Source organism: Microcystis sp. M015S2 (assembly GCF_020245945.1).
Classification (GTDB): domain Bacteria; phylum Cyanobacteriota; class Cyanobacteriia; order Cyanobacteriales; family Microcystaceae; genus Microcystis.
Genome location: NZ_JADBTX010000105.1, coordinates 1 through 18,585 on the forward strand (window position 1 = coordinate 1; position 18,585 = coordinate 18,585).

Genomic DNA, 18,585 nt, shown 5'->3' on the forward strand with positions numbered 1-18,585 from the left:
CTAAGACTTTCTGGTATAGTTCACTTATCATTTTCGTTATTTAGGTCATATATAGTAAATATGACTTATCTTTTTTGGGAGTCTGTGTCTGTATTCCATGCTACATAAGCTTTTCAGCTTGCTTGTCCCCCTGTCAGGTAAGTCTTAGCTAGGCATCACAGGAAAACTATGCCATGTCCCCCGCTAACGGCGGGGGTTTTTTGTCGGCCCCCCATCATTCAGTCACTAAAAATCCCAACTTTAACAGCGATATTAATCCTTTCAAAAACAGCATTATTTTTGAGTGTGTATTAACCAGGGAACCAATCTTCATCAAGAATTTTCTCAATTGTCCACGGACAGTCAACTGGTAAAGTTAATCCACTTTTGCGGCTCGCTTTTCCCAGAGCTTTTTGATAACAATAACCAAACCGTTCTAAGGCATGATTGTAGATTACCTGAGAGCGAAACAGCAGGCTCAATTCCAATCTGAAATTATCTATCTCGTCTGTCCAGTGGGGTAAGCTGTAGGGTCTTATTCTCTGTGTGATAAGTTTAACTTATATAGGAGCGATCAATCTTTGTGTCCTTTGTGTCTTTGTGGTTCGTTCCACTCGCTCGCCCGCATAACTGTATCTTAGAATACATTTTACCCACCAAATCCGAGAGAGCCGTTTCAGCACTTATGAGTTGACAGGGATTTTCCGAGAGTGACAGATACAATGTGTTTTTCGTCAATGCCTTCGGTTAGAAGACCTGACTATGCACAAAAATTAATGATCATTCTAGACTTTTGGCCGGACAATGGCAACAATTCTTAATTTCCCCTTTACCTTAAATGTGCTAGAAAGCACTTGGGGGGGGCGCTAGACCGTCTTCTGCGGTATCTGGTGTGCCGTTGCTGGGCACAAATTAAGGAAACCACGAATAAATCTAACGCATGATTGTTGCCGAGGAGAATTACGATTAGGGAATTTTCTCCTAAACTTCCCCCACTCACCTATAAGTAAATATTATGATAAACATGGGTACATCCAGAAAAATCAACGGCTGTATCCCTAGGTCGGGGTTGGGGAAGTGGCGAGAAAAAAGCTGGTAAAATAACTCTAGGCAACCTTAAAAAGAATTCATGAAAGCGCAAACAACAAGTAAAGATAGCCTGATCCTACGGCAAGAAGTAGTGGGAGCGCGTCGCCCTAGTAACTATTTTTGGGCTGTAATCGTCTCTATTGGCGGTCTAGGGTTTCTCCTCGCCGGTCTTTCCAGTTATTTGAAGGTCAATCTACTTCTCGTTAGCGATACCAGTTCCTTACAATTTATTCCCCAAGGAGTCGCCCTCCTCTTCTATGGCACTGCGGGGACCCTTTTAGCCATCTATCTCTGGTTATCTCTCCTCTGGAATGTCGGAGGTGGTTACAACGAGTTTAACAAGGAAACCGGCAAAGTTAAAATCTTTCGTTGGGGCTACCCCGGCAAAAATCGTCGCATTGATCTCGATTGGCCCCTGGAAGATGTACAAGCTGTGCGGGCCGAAGTGCGAGAAGGACTCAACCCGAAACGGGAACTATTCCTGCGGATTAAACAGCGTCGCGATATCCCTTTAACTCGCGTCGGTGATCCTCTGTCCCTCTCGGAATTGGAAAATCAAGGAGCGGAACTCGCTCGTTTTCTGGAAATTCCTCTAGAGGGATTGTAGGCCTTTTTTCGCTCTTTTTGGCTATAAAATGATGAAGATAAGAAAATCTGGCTGGTTGTCTGTGGTTTGTGTTTTTTTAATCACAACGACGACACTTTTCGGCTGTTCTTCCCCAGAAGCTAACTCCACCCCCGATAATTCTAGTATCACCCAAACCTCTCAACCTGCCAGTTCGGGCAGTGTCAACATGGATAATTACAAACCCCGCTTAGATGGAACTGCTGTCGTCGAGATGATCATCAAAGGTAAACCGGTAACGATCGAAATTGATGGCAATGCGGCCCCAGTTACTGCCGGTAATTTTGTGGATCTGGTGGAGAGAGGTTTTTATAATGGTTTAACTTTCCATCGCGTGGTTACAGAACCGCAGCCTTTTGTCGCCCAAGGTGGTGATCCCCAAGGTCGCGGAACCGGTGGTTTTGTTGATCCAGAAACCAAGCAATCCCGTTATGTTCCCCTAGAAATTCTCCTTAAAGACGAAAAAGAGCCGATTTATGGAAAATCAATCGGTCAACAGGCCACGTCGCGCACTCCCATCGTCGCTTTACCCCATAAACGTGGTGCGATCGCGATGGCCCGTTCTCAACAGCCTAATTCCGCTTCTTCTCAGTTTTATTTTGCTCTGTCGGATATCAATTTCCTCGATGGTGATTATGCCGTTTTTGGTTATGTCACTAAGGGAATGGAAGTGATCGATACGATCAAACAAGGGGATAAAATTGACTCGGCCAAAGTTATTTCTGGTGCAGAAAATCTGAAAAAATAGCGATCGGTTAGGGTGGGTTCGCGGGACGATAATTTAATTTTCCCCCTAACCCACCCAATCATTTAATATTCCGATAGCTGATAACTGATAGCTGATAACTGATACCTGATAACTGATACCTGATAACTGATAACTGATAAATGAATGTTGTGGTGACGGGAATTGGGTTGATCAGTTCTCTGGGAAATTTAAGTCAGAGTTGGCAAAGATTACTAGAGGGCAAAACTGGTATAACTAGGCAACAACCCTTTTCTGATTTACCCACTTTACCCTTGGCTTTAATCGGTCACAAACCGGCATTTTTAGAGGATTTAACCAAAATTGCCCTGATTGCTGCCCTTGAAGACGCTCAATTAACCCCTCCCTTAAAGGATTGTGGTGTCACTATCGGTTCTAGTCGCGGTTGTCAGGGTTTATGGGAACGGATGGCAGCGACGGGAATAGTAGAAAACTGGTTAGACAGTTTACCCGATCGCGCCTCGGTATTGACCGCTAGATTGATAGAAACCGGCGCCCCAGTGTTAGCACCCATGGCGGCCTGTGCCACGGGCATCTGGTCGCTCGCCCAGGGTGTAGAATTAATTACTATGGGAGAATGCGATCGAGTTTTAGCCGGGGCGCTCGAAACCCCGATTACTCCCTTAACTCTGGTGGGATTTGAACAGATGGGAGCTTTGGCGAAAACGGGCTGTTATCCTTTTGATAGAGCTAGGGAGGGCTTAGTTTTGGGCGAAGGTGGCGCAATTTTAGTCCTTGAATCGGAAGAACTAGCTTTAAGCAGAAATGCCCCCATCTACGGGCAAATTTTGGGCTATGGTTTTAGCTGCGATGCCGATCATGTTAGCGCCCCGGCGGTGGATAATCGTAGTGCTACCAAAGCGATAGAACTATGTTTGCACAGAAGTCAATTAAGAAAAGATGAAATTAATTACATTCACGCCCACGGCACTAGCACGCGTTTAAACGATGAACGGGAGGCAAACCTGATCGCCAGCATTTTTGGCTCGCAAGTGGCTGTAAGCTCGACAAAAGGGGCAACAGGACACACTTTAGGGGCTTCGGGGGCATTAGGCGTGGCTTTTTGTTTAATGGCCCTGAAAAATCAGCTAATTCCCCCTTGTGTCGGTGTGCGCGAGTCGCCTTTTCAATTAAATTTAATTAGATCGGCTGTTAATTTTTCCCTGCACAATTGTCTCTGTCTTAGTTTCGGGTTCGGAGGACAAAATGCCGCCATCGCAGTGGGGAGATGGGGGAGAAGGAGTGGGAATTATGAATTATGAATTATGAATTATGAATTGGGGAGACGGGGAGACGGGGAGAATAAATATAGTCATTTCAGATAAGTCTGATACAGTCTAGACCGACAAAATTCTTATGAACTCTGGGATTGATATTCTCAATCTTAATTGAAATGACTATAAAAGCAAATCTCCTGATAACTGATAACTGATAACTGATAACTGATTATGGATACACCGCGACTACATCCAGATACGATCGAAGAAGTTAAACAAAGAATTGATATTGTGGATTTAATTTCCGAGAGAGTCGTTCTCAAAAAAAGGGGAAGGGAATACGTCGGTTTATGTCCTTTTCACGAGGAAAAATCCCCTAGTTTTACGGTTAGTCCTGCCAAACAAATGTATTACTGTTTTGGCTGTGGTGCGGGGGGAAACGGGATTAAATTTTTCATGGAAGTGGGAAAACAATCTTTTAGTGAGGTGGTTTTCGATCTTGCTAGAAGGTATCAAATCCCGATTAAAACTCTGGCAGTAGAACAGCGTCAGGAATTAGAACAGAAATTATCCCTCAAAGAACAATTATACGAAATAATGGCCGTAGCGGTGAGTTTTTACCAACACGCCCTTAGTCAACCCCAAGGGGAAAAAGCGTTAGATTATCTTAAGGTACAACGACAACTAACCCCAGAAACTATCGCTAATTTTCAACTGGGATATTCTCCTCAAGGTTGGGAAACGCTCTATCGTTATTTGGTGGAACAAAAGCGCTATCCTGTGGCTTTAGTAGAACAAGCGGGATTAATTAAAGCGCGTCAAAATGGTAGTGGTTATTACGATCAATTTCGAGATCGTTTAATGATTCCTATTTTTGATAGTCAAGGACGAGCGATCGCTTTTGGTAGTCGCACTCTAGGTAATGAACAACCAAAGTATCTAAATTCTCCCGATACTCCTCTATTTGAAAAGGGAAAAACTCTCTTTGCTCTCGATCGAGCTAAACAGGCAATTATTCAGCAAGATTTAGCGATAGTTGTGGAGGGTTATTTTGACGCAATCGCTCTCCATGCTGCGGGTATCACTAATGTGGTTGCCTGTTTAGGAACAGCTTTAAGTCAAGAGCAAATTAAACTACTTTTGCGCTACAGTGAAAGTAAACAAATAATCTTTAATTTTGATGCTGATCAAGCGGGAATTAAAGCGACACAACGGGCGATCGAGGAAATTAACTCCTTAGTTTATTCAGGACAAGTTAACCTAAAAATCCTCAATCTTCCCGAGGGTAAAGATGCCGATGAATTTCTTAAATCCCATACTGACGGGGTAAATAGTTATCGAGAATTAATCGAAAATTCTCCTTTTTGGATTGATTGGCAAATCTCGCAAATGTTGGTTAATAAAGATTTAAAACAGGGACTACATTTTCAACAAATAGCTAATAGTATGGTGAGTTTACTGCAAAAGTTAATCGATAGCAATCAACGCACTTTTTACCTCGATTATTGTGCTGAAATTTTGGCTCAAAAAGATGCGACTCGTTTGCCATATATTTTAAAAAATCTCTCCAAACAGGTTAATAAACCTCAAGGAAAATCCCCAGCAATTAAGAGGAAAAATATTTTAGATAAATCCGACAAAAATGGCACAGAAAAAGCCGAGTGGTTATTATTATTAATCTATCTCCATTCTCCCGAATATCGGAGGCTCATTTGTGAACTTTTGGATGAAAAAGATTTAATTTTTAATCTCCCTGATTATCGTTGGTTATGGCAAGTAATTCTAGAGTTAGAAACCCAAATTACTAACCAAAGAGATTTGATGTCAGCTTTACAGAATCATTTATTGATGATAACTACAGACAAAAATCGTGATTTTAATTCTTTATTTCACTTAAATGAACATACCAGTCAAGAAATATTTCAGCCAGAAGAACAGATAAAAAATGCTATTATAGCTCTGGAAAAAATTAGTTTAATGGAATATCGTCGCTACTGTCAAGAACAATTAATTAATGCTCTCGACAGCAATCAACGGGAATTTTATCAGCAGGAATTCTATCAAACTGTTAATAAATTAATCGAAATTGATCCTCTCTACCAACAAGCTTAATTCTCTGATTGATTAGAAACTAGACAGTTGTTCGGCAATAATAGATACTAACTTATCCACTGCTCCTGCTTGCCCACGCACTGCCCGCAATTTTTGCCGGATAGCCTCTAATTGTTCGGTATTTTCTAACCAAGATATAGCCATATTTGCCACTTCTTCTGGTTGTAATTCCCCCAATAATTCCGGAACAATTTCTGCACCGGCCCAAATATTTGGCCAGGCATATAAACGCTTTTTCCGCAACATATAGAGATTAATTATCTTAGCAAATAAAGAGCCAACCCCCGGCAGTTGGGCTAATAAACCGGGTAAACCGTCCCAAGTTCTCATCGCGTCGAGTTGCTGAGTCGGTAGTAAAATAATCATCGGGATTGCCAGCGCCCCTAATTCGGCAGTATTAGCACCCACCGTCGTTAAAGCTAAATGACAGCGAGAAAGCTGGTTATGGGCGGGAAAATCGGTAATTAGGTCAACTTTTACCCCCTTAGCTGTTTCTAGATAGGGTTTTTCACCGTTTTTTAATTTGGCAGCACTCCAACCGGTTTTAGTAATCATCGGATTATAGCTAGGATCGGCAAATTTCGCCAAATAAGCTAAATTTAAGGTAGGAGCGACAGGAATTAAGAATTTAGTCTGGGGATTGTGTGCGTGTATCTTTTCGGCAATGGCTAGGGTTAGGGGTACACCCTGGGCTAATTTCGAGGGTTTGGAACCCGGGAGGAGTGCAATTAAGGTAGCGTCATCGGGGGTGATAGCAGTGGGCAAATCCACCATTAAATCGCCGATAACGGTAAATTTATGCTGATATTGTTGGGGAATATTATTTAATACACTTGTATTCATCACGGCAAAGCGATCGATCCCCCGATACCAACGCGCTTCCCATTCCGCATAGATAACGGTGCGATAACCCAAACGTTTACCGATGGTGAGGGCAAAAAATTGATCGCCCCCTAAAAATAAAACGATGCCCTTGGGGTGCCAATCCCAATTATCGGCGGTTTTTCCCCAGAAAAGAAAATTAAAGAAGTTTTCTGGCGACTGGACTCGATCGACCTCCGGATATTTCCTAACTACTTCCGTTTCCGCCCCCATAGAATGAGTACAAGGGGAAAGAATCAGCGAAATCCGCAACAGCGATCGATCTTCTGTTAAGTTTTGTCGCAATCTCTTGACAACTGGACGCACCCATGTAGATATTTCTCCGGGACCATTGGAGAGAATGAGAAGATCAACAGGAGAATCAAACATGATATCAAGTCAAAAGTAAAAAGTAAAAAAGCGGACATTGAAGTAAAAAGTTGCTTCTTGCCTATCGATCCTAAAAAATTAATTTTGTACGACTATTTTCCTTGATTGAATAAAGAACGAATTGCCTGATGTTTAGGGTGATCAAACTCTGGGAGAACCTTGCGGGTATCGGTAATCAACCAATCCAGGGCTGCTGCTTCCACATCGATCGCCGCGCCGGTTTTATCAACACAGTAGCGCCCAAAGACCAACTTATCCACCAAACGGGCCCCCGGACCGAGGCGAGAATATTCAAAAATAACGCTATTATCCACCGTCGCGCCGCCACAAATCCAACAATTCGGGCCAATCATACTCGGACCGACAATTTTCGCCCCGTCTTCAATGCGCGTCATTGCCCCGATATACACAGGTCCGGTGATATCGACTCGATCCCAGTTTACCCCCACATTTAGGCCCGTGTAGATGCCCGGTTTGACTTCGATGCCGGGGATAGCAACATTTTTAATTTCCCTGGATAACACCCCGCGAATTGCCTGCCAGTAGTCGGGGACTTTACCGATATCCACCCATTCAAAATCCATGTTTAAAGCGTAGAAAGGCGCCCCTTTAGCGACTAATTCGGGGAACAACTCGCCCCCGATGTCGTATTTACTATTTGGGGGAATAAAATCAATGATTTCTGGCTCAAAAATATAGATACCCGTGTTAATGCAGGTACTCAAAGCTTCATCGATGGCGGGTTTTTCTTGGAAACTGAGAATCCTTCCCTCCTCGTCGCTAACTACCACCCCATAACTGGATACTTCCTCTCTGGGGACGGTTTTGGTGACAATAGTGGCGATCGCTCCCTTTTTGCGATGCCATTTAACGGCTGCGGTTAGATCGAGATCAATCAGCGCATCACCACAGAGAACCACAAAAGTATCGTCAAAAAAGGGATTAAAATCTTGAATTCGTCGTAAACCGCCCGCCGATCCTAGGGCATCACCGATTAACTCGCCCTCTTCGATTCTACCCTCGAAAGAATAGCCGATATGCACCCCAAAACGCTGACCATCGCGGAAATAACTCTCAATTTCTTCGGCTAAATGACTGACATTCACCATGATCTGATCAAAGCCATGCTGTCGCAACAGTTCCAATAAAAACTCCATCACCGGCTTTTGTAAAATCGGGATCAGGGGTTTGGGAATCGTATGGGTAATCGGACGGACACGAGTTCCTTTGCCTGCCGCCAAAATCATGGCTTTCATCGATATTTATTTCCTTTTGCGATCGAGGTCTGAAGTTAAATCATGCCTAGTGTATCATTATCGGCTCGGAATCAGTAGTTATCGATCCTCTTGACCATTAGATCAACCTAGACTCCCTGCCTAATTTCTCGAATAATCCGGTTAACCCCAAGAAGTCTAGGCGAAAAATGCTGGGCAAAAATTTGACTACTTGAGATAGTAAAAAGCGATTTCTTTCTCCTTGAGAGGGGCAAAATCAGCGGCTAACAACAGCTGATTTAACTCCTCTTGGGGGATATGTTTGGCCCCGATGCGGACAATTCGCGATCTCATCGTGTTAGAAACCCCGCTTCTTTGTCGTCCTGCTTCCAAACCCATTACCCGGTGATAAAGTTCCAATTTTGCCTGGGGAATCGGGGAACCATCAAAATCAATGCCATTAGCGATCGCCACATCAATGGCATCAGCACCCGTAGTCGTGGTTAAATTAGTTTCGGTGGACATAAAGATAATATAAAAGATCGTTGCTATTTTATCAGGCGATCAATATCCGCCGCTATGATCAGGAAAGTAATCTTCATTTCTGTGTAACTATGGCTCAATTGCCCACCTATCAACCAAAACAGTTATCCCTAGGCCCCCTAGAAGCGGAAATTCTCAATATTGTCTGGGAATTGGAAACCGTCAGCGTTAAGGATGTCCACGATCGCATTTTAGCGGATCCAGAACGAGATCTGGCCTATACTTCTGTGACTACGGTACTGCGTCGTTTAACTAATAAAGGCTGGTTAAGTTGTTATAAACAGGGTCGGATTTTCTACTGGAAACCGATGGTTTCTAAGGAACAAGCACAGGCAATTAAAGCCTACGAACAATTACATCGTTTTTTGGCTATTGGTAACGCGGATGTGGTGGCTTCTTTTGCCGATAGTCTCGATACTGCTAGTGTCGAACAATTAAAAGCGATTGCCTCTCGTTTAGATACCCTTCGTCAACAACGGAGAGAACGCTAATGCACAGTTTAATGTTATTACTAGCATTAACTATCGCCATTGGTTTACGTTGGTTTCTGCCCAGCTATCAGCGTCGTTGGCAGATAACGCTATTTTTCTTTCTCTTTCCTCCTTTGCTGCTGTTAATGACAGTTATATCGGTGGTTTGTATGGGCTATCGTGGGCAAATGTTGGGCTATAACTCCAGTCTAATTAGTTACTTTAGTGCCATAATTTGGCTAGTTTTTGCTATATTTTGTTTGATAAAACTATCCTATCAAACTTGGCAAACCCATCGGGATTTTAGCAGTTATCCCCTCAAAAAAATCACCGCTCAGAAGGCGAGAGTTTTAGCGGTGGATTTTCCCTACAGTGCCAGAGTTGGCTTCTGGAAGTCGGAATTAATTGTGACGCAAGGATTATTAAATCTCTTAGATCGAGAACATTTACAAGCAGTTTTAGCTCACGAACAAGCTCACCAAGAATATCATGACACTTTCTGGTTTTTCTGGTTAGGTTGGTTGCGATCGATGTCTTCTTGGCTGCCCAATAGCGAAAATTTATGGTCAGAATTGGTCTTCTTGCGGGAATTACGCGCCGATAAGTACGCTTCCGGACAAGTGGATTATTTACTATTAGCTGAATCGCTGCTTTTAGTGGCAGAAAAAGTTAATCAAGTAGCGGAAATAAATTTCTCTGATAGTTGCTGTGTCGCTCTCAATGATCATTCTTTAAATAATCGTTTATTAGAGAGAATCGATGCTTTAGTCGAGTCAGAAAAACCCGAATTTCCCAGATTTAACTATCAAGTCTGGCTATTGCTTTCCCTCTCCCTTGCTCCTTTCTTACTCTTGCCTTTACACTCCTAAAAATGACCCTAGAAGTTGGACAAAAAGCCCCCGAATTTGCCACCCCCAACCAAAGAGGCGAAATTAGTAAATTAGCAGATTTTGCCGGTCAGTGGTTGGTCTTATATTTTTATCCCAAAGATAACACTCCGGGCTGCAGCACAGAAGCGATCGATTTTACCGCTTTGTCGCCGCAATTTCAGCAATTAAATGCGGTAATTCTGGGAGTTAGTCCCGATTCAGAAAAGTCCCACTGTCGTTTTATTGAAAAACACAATTTAACTATTCAATTATTGAGCGATCCCGATCATCAACTGGCGGAAATTTATCAAGTCTGGGGATTAAAAAAATTTATGGGCAAGGAATATATGGGGATTAGACGCGCCACTTTCCTGATCGACCCCCGGGGAAATATTGCCTATATTTGGTCAAATGTCAAGGTAAAAGCCCATGCAGAAGCGGTTTTGAAAAAACTTGAGGAATTGCAGTAGGAAGCCCTCAGTACCCAATATTTAAGGCTATGCAATCGCGCCCTTTCGTGTTAGACTAGAAAAGTTGTCAAAAATCGCACATCTAGGCGATCGGGTGTTTCTAGGAATCTAGAAATCCAGCCCTAGATGGAGGATAAACCCGAAAAGGAGAAAAATATGCCCGTTGTCTCTCTCGCAGAATTGCTAGAGTCTGGGGTTCACTTTGGCCATCAAACGCGCCGTTGGAACCCGAAAATGTCTCAGTACATCTACACTGCCCGGAATGGGGTTCATATCATTGATTTGGTGCAAACTGCCCAATTAATCGAAGAAGCTTACGAATTTGTCCGAGGAGAAGCCGATCGCGGTAAACGCTTTTTATTCATCGGTACGAAACGGCAAGCGGCAGCAATCATTAAACAGGAAGCTTTACGCAGCGGTAGCCACTTCGTTAACCAACGCTGGTTAGGGGGAATGTTAACCAACTGGGAAACCATTCGCGGCCGGGTAGAAAGACTCAAAGAATTAGAAGAATTAGAAAATAGCGGCGCCCTCGATAAACGACCGAAAAAAGAAGCATCGGTACTGCGTCGGGAATTGGGCAAACTAGAAAAATACCTCGGTGGCATTAAAACCATGCGCCGGCTGCCGGATTTAGTCATCGTGGTCGATCAGCGTCGGGAATACAACGCTATCCAAGAATGCCAAAAATTGGGCATTCCCATCATCTCCCTCTTGGATACTAACTGCGATCCTGACTTGGTAGATGTGCCGATTCCCGCCAACGATGACGCAATTCGCTCAGTCAAACTGATTTTAGGCAAAATTAGCGATGCGATCATCGAAGGTCGTCGCGGTGGTCAAGCAGCGGTGGAAGAATACGAGGAAGACTACGATAATGAAACCGAGTACGAGGAAGAAGGTGATTATTCCCAATACGCCGCCGAATTTGCTAGTGGAGACGACGATAACTAGGGAAAATTAGCTATTGATCGCAGCTAGGTTCGGGGGGAAACTTTCCGAGCCTATCGAGCGGTCAAACCTGCCCCTCTCGTGGCATGATCAACTATAAGCAGTAGGTGAAGAATTTTATGGCAGAAATTACAGCACAACAGGTTAAAGAACTTAGGGAAAAGACCGGCGCCGGCATGATGGATTGCAAGAGGGCGCTGACGGAAAACGCGGGGGATATAACCAAAGCGATCGAATGGTTGCGTCAAAAAGGGATTACTTCCGCCGAGAAAAAAGCCAGTCGGGTAGCGGCAGAAGGGATGATCGGCAGTTACATCCACACCGGCAGCCGCATCGGTGTTTTAGTAGAAGTGAACTGTGAAACCGATTTTGTGGCCCGTCGCGAGGAGTTCAAAAAATTGGTTAATGACGTGGCGATGCAGATTGCCGCTTGTCCTAACGTCGAATATGTAAAAGTGGCCGATATTCCCGCCGAAATCGCCGCTAAAGAAAAAGAAATTGAGATGGGACGCGATGATTTAGCCAATAAACCCGATAATATCAAAGAAAAAATCGTGGCCGGCCGCATTGAAAAACGTTTGAAAGAACTTTCTCTGCTCGATCAACCCTTTATCCGCGATCAGAACATCAGTATTGACGAATTGCTCAAACAAGCGATCGCCGCTTTGGGAGAAAATATTCAGGTGCGTCGTTTCCAACGCTTTGTACTAGGTGAAGGGATCGAGAAAGAAGAAACGGATTTCGCCGCCGAAGTAGCCGCCCAAATGGGACAAAAAGCCCCGGAACCGGTAGCAGCCGCCCCGCAAGTGGAGGAAAAAGCCCCGGAACCGGCAGCGAAGGATAATCCGCCCGCTAAAGGCAAAAAGAAAAAGTAAGTTCAATGAAGATAAATCTGGTGGGGTGCGAGTTTCGTACCCTTTTTGTCTTCAGGGAATTATGAATTATGAATTATGAATTATGAATTATGAATTATGAAGTGGGAATTAGGAAGTGGGAATTAGGAATTATGAATTATGAATTAGGAAGTGGGGGGACTTGATCAGTTATCAGTAAACAGTAAACAGTAATCAGTCAAAAGAAAAAAGAATCTGGCAACTGCCCACCTAACAAGGTTCTGGGCGACAAGGCTATGATGAAGTTAGCAACAATCAGCAGAAAATGAGCGAGACTTTAAAATAGCGGCTGCCGCTCTGACAAAGCAGATTCCTTTACTGGATTCTTTGGGAACAAAAGCCCATCCTTTACCTACTTATTAAAAACTTTGTAAATAAGATTATCTTATTTGCACTCGTGGTCCCTAGAGGTTGTCGAACGGAAAAAAATGCAGATTCAGGACAAAATCACCGAAATAGCCGCTAAAACAGCGAAAGCGATCAAACTTTCTCAAAATTATTTACTTTCTACCCAATACTCTGACGGTTACTGGTGGGCAGAATTAGAATCTAATGTCACCATCACCTCAGAAGCAATTTTACTGCACAAAATCTGGAAAACTGACAAAAAACGCCCCCTAGACAAAGCAGCCACCTATCTGCGTCAGCAACAGTGTCCTAACGGCGCTTGGGAGTTATTTTATGGTGATGGTGGCGATCTTAGCACCACTGTGGAAGCCTACATGGGGCTGCGACTATTGGGAATTCCTGTTAATGATCCTGCTTTAGAAAAAGCTAGAGAATTTATCTTAGCTCAAGGTGGCATCAGCAAAACCCGCATTTTCACCAAAATGCACCTCGCTTTGATTGGTTGTTACGATTGGCAGGGGGTTCCCTCTATCCCCGCTTGGATTATGCTACTGCCGGAAAATTTCCCTTTTACTATCTATGAAATGTCCAGTTGGGCGCGGGGAAGTACGGTTCCTTTATTAATTGTTTTTGACAAAAAACCCGTGTATAAAATGGGTTTTAATCTCGATGAACTCTATACAGAAGGGGTGAATAATGTCAAGTATGAGTTACCAAAAAATAACGATTGGGCGGATGTTTTTCTCTGGTTAGATGGGCTGTTTAAATGGGCAGAAAAAACTAATTTGGTTCCCTTCCGTCAAGAAAGTCTGAAAGCGGCGGAAAAATGGGTAATTGAACGACAGGAAGACATGGGGGATTGGGGAGGGATTATCCCGGCGATGTTAAATTCTCTGTTAGCTTTAAAAGCCCTAGGTTATGATGTTTACGATCCGATTGTTGCCCGCGGTTTAAAAGCGGTGGATAATTTTGCCATTGAGACAGATAATACCTATTGTGTACAGCCCTGTGTGTCGCCAGTTTGGGATACGGCTTGGGTAATTCGATCGCTAATTGAATCTGGGCTAAATCCTGCTCATCCAGCTATGATTAAAGCGGGACAATGGTTAATCGATCAACAAATTCTTGATTATGGCGATTGGGCGATTAAAAATAAAATCGGAACCCCCGGCGGTTGGGCTTTTGAATTTGACAATCGCTGGTATCCCGATTTAGACGATTCGGCAGTGGTGGTGATGGCTTTAGAGTTAATTAAAATGCCCGATGAAAATATTAAAAAAGGTGTGATGAAACGGGCAGTTAATTGGATGGCTACTATGCAGTGTAAAGCTGGTGGTTGGGGAGCTTTTGACATCGATAACGATCAAAACTGGCTTAATTCTTTGCCATATTCCGATCTAAAAGCAATGATCGATCCTAATACGGCTGATGTTACTGCCAGAGTTCTAGAAATGTTAGGCACTTGTGATGTTAAAATGAAGGAAATTCGAGTTAAAAAAGCTTTGGATTATCTGGAAAAAGAACAGGAAGCTGATGGTAGTTGGTTTGGTCGTTGGGGTGTAAATTATATTTATGGAACCAGTGGGGCGTTATCTGCTTTGGCTTTTCTGGAACCGAATAAATATCGCCAGCAATTGCAAAAAGGAGCCAATTGGTTAAGCGGTTGTCAAAATGTTGATGGTGGTTGGGGTGAAACCTGTTTTAGTTACAATAACCCTAAATTTAAAGGACAGGGAAATAGTACCGCTTCCCAAACTGCTTGGGCATTAATCGGTTTATTAGCTGTCGGGAAAGTCACCGGCAATTATCAGCGAGAAGTGATTGAAAAGGGTGTTAACTATCTTCTTGTTACCCAAAAAGAAAATGGTACATGGGATGAAGATTACTTCACCGGTACAGGTTTTCCCTGTCATTTTTACCTGAAATATCATTTCTATCAGCAGTATTTTCCTTTACTGGCTTTGGGGCGTTATCGGGCTTTAATTTAGTCTGTTAACCGATTAATTTTTGTTTCAAATTATTGCGTTAAGACAGGAAATAAGCCTAACTGTCTAACGCATTTTTTGTAACTAACTAGGAAGAAATAAATCAGGAGATATATTTAAAAAATTGGCTAATTTTTGAATGTAGACAGGAGTTAACTCTTGTTGCCCATCAAGAATGTCATCCAGGGTTGACTTGCTTTCAAAAATAGATAGCAAATCTTGCTTTTGTAGGTTTTTTTCCTCTAATATAAATTTCAACAATTCAAGTCCATAAATATCAGGTATTGGCTCTTGATTTTCCTCATACTCATAAATTAAAGCCCCTAAAACATTTAGATATTCCCTTTCTTCTACCGTTAATTGGGGTTTGTCTAAAAGGCGATTAATAACCTCCTGCATCATTTCTAAGTCTTCCTCATTGTGAATAGGACGAGGAGGGTATTGCTTTAATAATTCTAAGTATTTATCAGTGGCAAACATAATTTAATAATATCTATGCTCGATCGACTATTGCGTTTAGATACCTCACACCTTAATAATTAAGTATAGAATAGCCAAGTCTCCAGACTACCGCTTAACCAAAACTTCTATTATCCCGATGAGAAATCTCTATTTTCTTTTGCCCGGTACTACTTCTCCTTTTGGTGGGGGTGGACTGTGGGCAGAAATGAAAACTGTCAATTTGGCTAGTCAAATTTGTAGCGCCCAGATTGTGACTTATCGTCAAAAAGAGTTAAATTATCCTTTTTTAGAGGATATACTCGCGAAAATAAACTCAGATGACAGTATTTTTGTGGTTAGCTGGGGTTTTGATGTTCCTAAACTGGTGCAAAAATTGCGATCGCATAATATCATTTATCATGCCCATAGTACAGGTTACGGCTTCCGTTTACCCTCCCAAATACCAATTATCACCGTTAGCCGTAATACTATGGGGTATTGGGGAGAAAAGGCTCCTAATGCTTTAATTTACTATCTTCCTAATCAAATTGGCTCAGAATTTCTCAATTTAGGCTTAGAAAGAGATATCGATGTCCTAGTACAGGGGCGCAAATCCTCAAAATATCTTCTCAATCGTCTAGTTCCCGCCCTCCGTCCCCACTGCCGCGTTAAGGTTTTAGATAGCTATGTGGAGGATTTAGTGGGATTATTCAATCGCAGTCGGGTTTATCTCTACGATTCGGCTGAATATTGGGCTGTAAACGGTTTAACGGAGGGTTTTGGCTTACCGCCCCTGGAAGCTTTAGCCTGTGGTTGTACGGTATTTTCTAGCGTTAATAGCGCCCTAGCCGATTATCTCGATCCCGGTTTCAATTGTCAAAAAATCGGGGCTTATTCCAGTCAATATGATCTAGAACGTATTCTTAATTATGCCCGTAATTTTCCCGTTAATTCTTTACCAGCTAATTTTATCGATGATTATCATCCCGAAAAATTACTACCACGTTTTGAAACAATTTTAAGAGAAATTAATGATTTCTTTGATATTAAAAAACGCTACCCAGCTGATATAGAAGGTTTAGAACCCCTGCGGCTTAAAAAATTATGGATACAGAGTTCCCTCGCTAAACTTAAGAAAAAACTGTTTAAGTAGCAGTGATATTTCCTTAATTATTCGCCAATTCAAAAATCAAACTCATCAACTTTAAGAGTTGACAGAGAAAGATCGATCGGCTATTCAGTTATCAGTGATCAGTTATCAGTGAACAGGGATATCGGGAGAAAAAAGCTGATGGCTGACTCCCCAAAAGGAAAACTTTCTACTTCACCATTAAGATAACTGCTATATAATTATTTCTAACTCTTACCCCTAGTATGTTTATGAAGCGAGGAATTTACATTACCGCTAACGATCGAGTTATTGATCAAGCGATCGCATTAATGAATAGTATTCGTTTGTACGATCCCGATTCTCCCGTTATCTTGATTCCCTACGACAATAATTATCAAAAAATTGCCGATTTATTAGCAGAAAAATATGGCGTTATTCTCTATCCAGATCTGCAATTAGTAGAAGAATTGGCACAAAAAATCTATGATATTTTTGGAGAAAAATTCTTTGCTCGTCCTAATCAATTTCGCAAGCAGGTGTGTTGGTTTGGAGAATTAGATCAATTTCTTTATATCGATACCGATATCGTAGTTTTTGAAAAAATAATAGATAATCTAAATTTCCTCGATACCTACGATTTTCTCTGCTGTGATTACCAACACAAAAAAGGGATTACTGATGTCTTTAATCCGATTGTTTTAGAACAAGGAATCTTCACAGAAAATGATCTAACTGGAATGTTTAACGGTGGTTTTTGGGCTAGTAAAAAGAATCTATTCTCAGAACAGGAATTATATAGCGCTTTTCAAGAATGTGCCGCTCATCCAGAATATTTTGATTTTTCTCAAAAAACCTCCGATCAACCGATTATTAATTATACCATTCTCAAACGAGTTCCCAATCGATTTAATCTTGTCCGCGCCCCGGGTTGTCAAGCGGGAAATTGGGGGGGAAGTTCTCATTTTCAACGTCAGGGGAATATTTTAATCGATCCGAAATTAAATCAGCCCTTAAAATATTTACATTGGGCAGGAATTCGCATTGAACCGGGTTGTCCCTACTGGGATATCTGGAAATATTATCGTTATCTAGATGATCCTAATCCCCCCGCAGATCCGCCAGCAAGCAAACCAAAAAATCCTTTTCAGAGATTATTAGATAAAATCAAATTATAGGTTTGATTTTTCCTCTCGCACCATTTAAGATAACTGCTGCAATTTAACTCCAATCCTGTTGCTCCTCGGTTTGGCGAATTTGATACACTTGTCCATGACTGTGCAGTTGTCGAGTTTTTGCCCATAAACTCGCTTCATCTAACTGCCATTTTTTTAGGATTAAATCTAAATCTCTTTGGATTTCTCTTGCCCCCGGAAAGTTTTGATAACGTATGCGTAAACGAGCGCATTCAGCTAAGTTTAAATCATTGGGTTCTGATTGCAGTAGCTGATCAACAATCGGGCGATCAAGTCTTTCCTGTGGATGTTGTTGTTCTTGGTTTTTACTAGCCATAATTAATCGAACCAACCGATATCGGAATCCGTTAACTCTGTGGGGGTAGGAGTTGGGGCAATATAACGGACTAAAGTTGCCATTTCAAAGTTATAAAGACTGGGTTTCTTAGGCACAGGTTTGGTAATTGCTGACGGTTCAGGGGTGGGACTATTTTCTAGGGTTTTAATTTGATTATATAATTTTTCAATTAACTGTTTTTTATCAGTCAGTTCTGTTTCTGTCTTGCTTAATTGACTCGATAATTTTTCAATTAACTGTTTTTTCTCGGTTAATTCCGTCTGGGATTGACTTAATTGACTCGATAGTTTTTCAATTAACTGTTTTTTCTCGGTTAATTCCGTCTGGGATTGACTTAATTGGCTCGATAATTTTGCCACCAAAGTGGTTTTTTCCGAGAGGACAGATTCTAACTGCTCGGTCTGTTGTTGTAACTGCTGTAAACTGACAGAGAGTTCCAGATGTTCTTTAAGTTCTTCTTCCAGAGAAATAACTTTTTCTTGGAGAGTTTGCCCATTTTTCTCGGTTTTTTCTAACTCTGCCGTCAAGTCCTTAATTTTTGCCTGTAGGGTGGCGTTAGTTTCCTTAGAACGTTTGGGAGAAGGAGAGGGTTGGGATTCTACCTCTTTATTAGCTTCTGTACGGATGAGATCGTTTAAATTACCTTTGGTCATAAGCTCTGCAAATAGGATATTACGATAGAGTCGGATACTGTCCAGAAATCTGTTGGTTTGGGTAATCG

At 42.1% G+C, this 18,585-nt stretch carries 19 protein-coding genes; 12 read left to right on the top strand and 7 right to left on the bottom strand.

Annotation, left to right across the window (positions count from 1 at the left end; all coding sequences use genetic code 11):
• Positions 1-290 precede the first annotated feature (290 nt).
• Positions 291-530 carry a DUF29 family protein gene (locus IM473_RS18110; protein ID WP_407069748.1) on the bottom strand — a complete coding sequence of 80 codons (240 nt, stop codon included), beginning with the start codon at positions 528-530 and terminating at the stop codon, positions 291-293.
• A 578-nt stretch (positions 531-1,108) separates the two neighbouring features.
• Here IM473_RS18110 and IM473_RS18115 point away from each other — a divergent pair.
• From IM473_RS18115 to dnaG, 4 genes are all read left to right on the top strand, one after another.
• Positions 1,109-1,675, top strand: a complete 567-nt coding sequence (locus tag IM473_RS18115; RefSeq protein WP_004163876.1) for a photosystem I assembly protein Ycf4 — start codon at positions 1,109-1,111, stop codon at positions 1,673-1,675.
• A 28-nt stretch (positions 1,676-1,703) separates the two neighbouring features.
• The gene (locus tag IM473_RS18120; RefSeq protein ID WP_002791172.1) at positions 1,704-2,441 is read left to right on the top strand and encodes a peptidylprolyl isomerase; all 738 of its coding nucleotides are present in this window, start codon (positions 1,704-1,706) and stop codon (positions 2,439-2,441) included.
• A 140-nt stretch (positions 2,442-2,581) separates the two neighbouring features.
• Positions 2,582-3,721: a beta-ketoacyl-ACP synthase gene (locus IM473_RS18125; protein ID WP_287660124.1), complete on the top strand. Its 1,140-nt coding sequence runs from the start codon at positions 2,582-2,584 to the stop codon at positions 3,719-3,721.
• Positions 3,722-3,907: 186 nt separating this feature from the next.
• Positions 3,908-5,788, top strand: a complete 1,881-nt coding sequence (gene dnaG / locus IM473_RS18130; RefSeq protein WP_287660125.1) for a DNA primase — start codon at positions 3,908-3,910, stop codon at positions 5,786-5,788.
• A gap of 12 nt (positions 5,789-5,800) precedes the next feature.
• On the opposite strand, the gene IM473_RS18135 is transcribed toward dnaG, so the two are convergent.
• The 3 genes from IM473_RS18135 to IM473_RS18145 all read right to left on the bottom strand — a co-directional run bounded on the left by IM473_RS18135 (position 5,801) and on the right by IM473_RS18145 (position 8,778).
• A complete protein-coding gene (locus IM473_RS18135) occupies positions 5,801-7,039 on the bottom strand; it encodes a glycosyltransferase family protein (protein ID WP_287660126.1) in 1,239 nt (412 codons plus the stop codon).
• Positions 7,040-7,131: 92 nt separating this feature from the next.
• Positions 7,132-8,295, bottom strand: a complete 1,164-nt coding sequence (locus tag IM473_RS18140) for a nucleotidyltransferase family protein (protein WP_287660127.1) — start codon at positions 8,293-8,295, stop codon at positions 7,132-7,134.
• A gap of 186 nt (positions 8,296-8,481) precedes the next feature.
• A complete protein-coding gene (locus IM473_RS18145) occupies positions 8,482-8,778 on the bottom strand; it encodes a small RNA NsiR4-regulated ssr1528 family protein (protein WP_002767845.1) in 297 nt (98 codons plus the stop codon).
• 20 nt (positions 8,779-8,798) lie between these two features.
• Between IM473_RS18145 and IM473_RS18150 the strand changes: the two genes are divergently transcribed.
• The 6 genes from IM473_RS18150 (at position 8,799) to shc (ending at position 14,785) form a co-directional block, all read left to right on the top strand.
• On the top strand, positions 8,799-9,287 hold the full coding sequence (locus IM473_RS18150) for a BlaI/MecI/CopY family transcriptional regulator (RefSeq protein ID WP_287660128.1): 489 nt from the start codon (positions 8,799-8,801) through the stop codon (positions 9,285-9,287).
• Positions 9,287-10,135, top strand: a complete 849-nt coding sequence (locus tag IM473_RS18155) for a M56 family metallopeptidase (protein ID WP_287660129.1) — start codon at positions 9,287-9,289, stop codon at positions 10,133-10,135. Before IM473_RS18150 ends, IM473_RS18155 begins: the two co-directional genes overlap by 1 nt.
• 2 nt (positions 10,136-10,137) lie before the next feature.
• Complete coding sequence (gene bcp, locus IM473_RS18160) at positions 10,138-10,605, top strand: thioredoxin-dependent thiol peroxidase (RefSeq protein ID WP_287660130.1); 468 nt, start codon at positions 10,138-10,140, stop codon at positions 10,603-10,605.
• Positions 10,606-10,761: 156 nt separating this feature from the next.
• Positions 10,762-11,559, top strand: a complete 798-nt coding sequence (gene rpsB, locus IM473_RS18165) for a 30S ribosomal protein S2 (RefSeq protein ID WP_079210095.1) — start codon at positions 10,762-10,764, stop codon at positions 11,557-11,559.
• 116 nt (positions 11,560-11,675) lie between these two features.
• The gene (gene tsf, locus IM473_RS18170) at positions 11,676-12,431 is read left to right on the top strand and encodes a translation elongation factor Ts (protein ID WP_002753383.1); all 756 of its coding nucleotides are present in this window, start codon (positions 11,676-11,678) and stop codon (positions 12,429-12,431) included.
• Between the two features lie 446 nt (positions 12,432-12,877).
• Positions 12,878-14,785: a squalene--hopene cyclase gene (gene shc / locus IM473_RS18175; RefSeq protein ID WP_287660131.1), complete on the top strand. Its 1,908-nt coding sequence runs from the start codon at positions 12,878-12,880 to the stop codon at positions 14,783-14,785.
• A gap of 81 nt (positions 14,786-14,866) precedes the next feature.
• Here shc and IM473_RS18180 read toward each other — a convergent pair whose 3' ends face one another.
• A complete protein-coding gene (locus IM473_RS18180) occupies positions 14,867-15,262 on the bottom strand; it encodes a helix-turn-helix domain-containing protein (RefSeq protein ID WP_287660132.1) in 396 nt (131 codons plus the stop codon).
• A gap of 118 nt (positions 15,263-15,380) precedes the next feature.
• Here IM473_RS18180 and IM473_RS18185 point away from each other — a divergent pair, with 118 nt between their 5' ends.
• Positions 15,381-16,376 carry a glycosyltransferase gene (locus tag IM473_RS18185; RefSeq protein ID WP_287660133.1) on the top strand — a complete coding sequence of 332 codons (996 nt, stop codon included), beginning with the start codon at positions 15,381-15,383 and terminating at the stop codon, positions 16,374-16,376.
• Positions 16,377-16,603: 227 nt separating this feature from the next.
• Positions 16,604-17,509, top strand: a complete 906-nt coding sequence (locus IM473_RS18190) for an Npun_R2821/Npun_R2822 family protein (protein ID WP_287660134.1) — start codon at positions 16,604-16,606, stop codon at positions 17,507-17,509.
• Positions 17,510-17,552: 43 nt separating this feature from the next.
• Here the strand turns inward: IM473_RS18190 and IM473_RS18195 are convergent, their stop codons facing one another.
• Positions 17,553-17,843: a DUF3288 family protein gene (locus IM473_RS18195; RefSeq protein ID WP_287660136.1), complete on the bottom strand. Its 291-nt coding sequence runs from the start codon at positions 17,841-17,843 to the stop codon at positions 17,553-17,555.
• Positions 17,844-17,845: 2 nt separating this feature from the next.
• Positions 17,846-18,517, bottom strand: coding sequence for a hypothetical protein (locus IM473_RS18200; protein WP_287660137.1), 672 nt, complete (start codon positions 18,515-18,517; stop codon positions 17,846-17,848).
• Between the last annotated feature and the right edge of the window lie 68 nt (positions 18,518-18,585).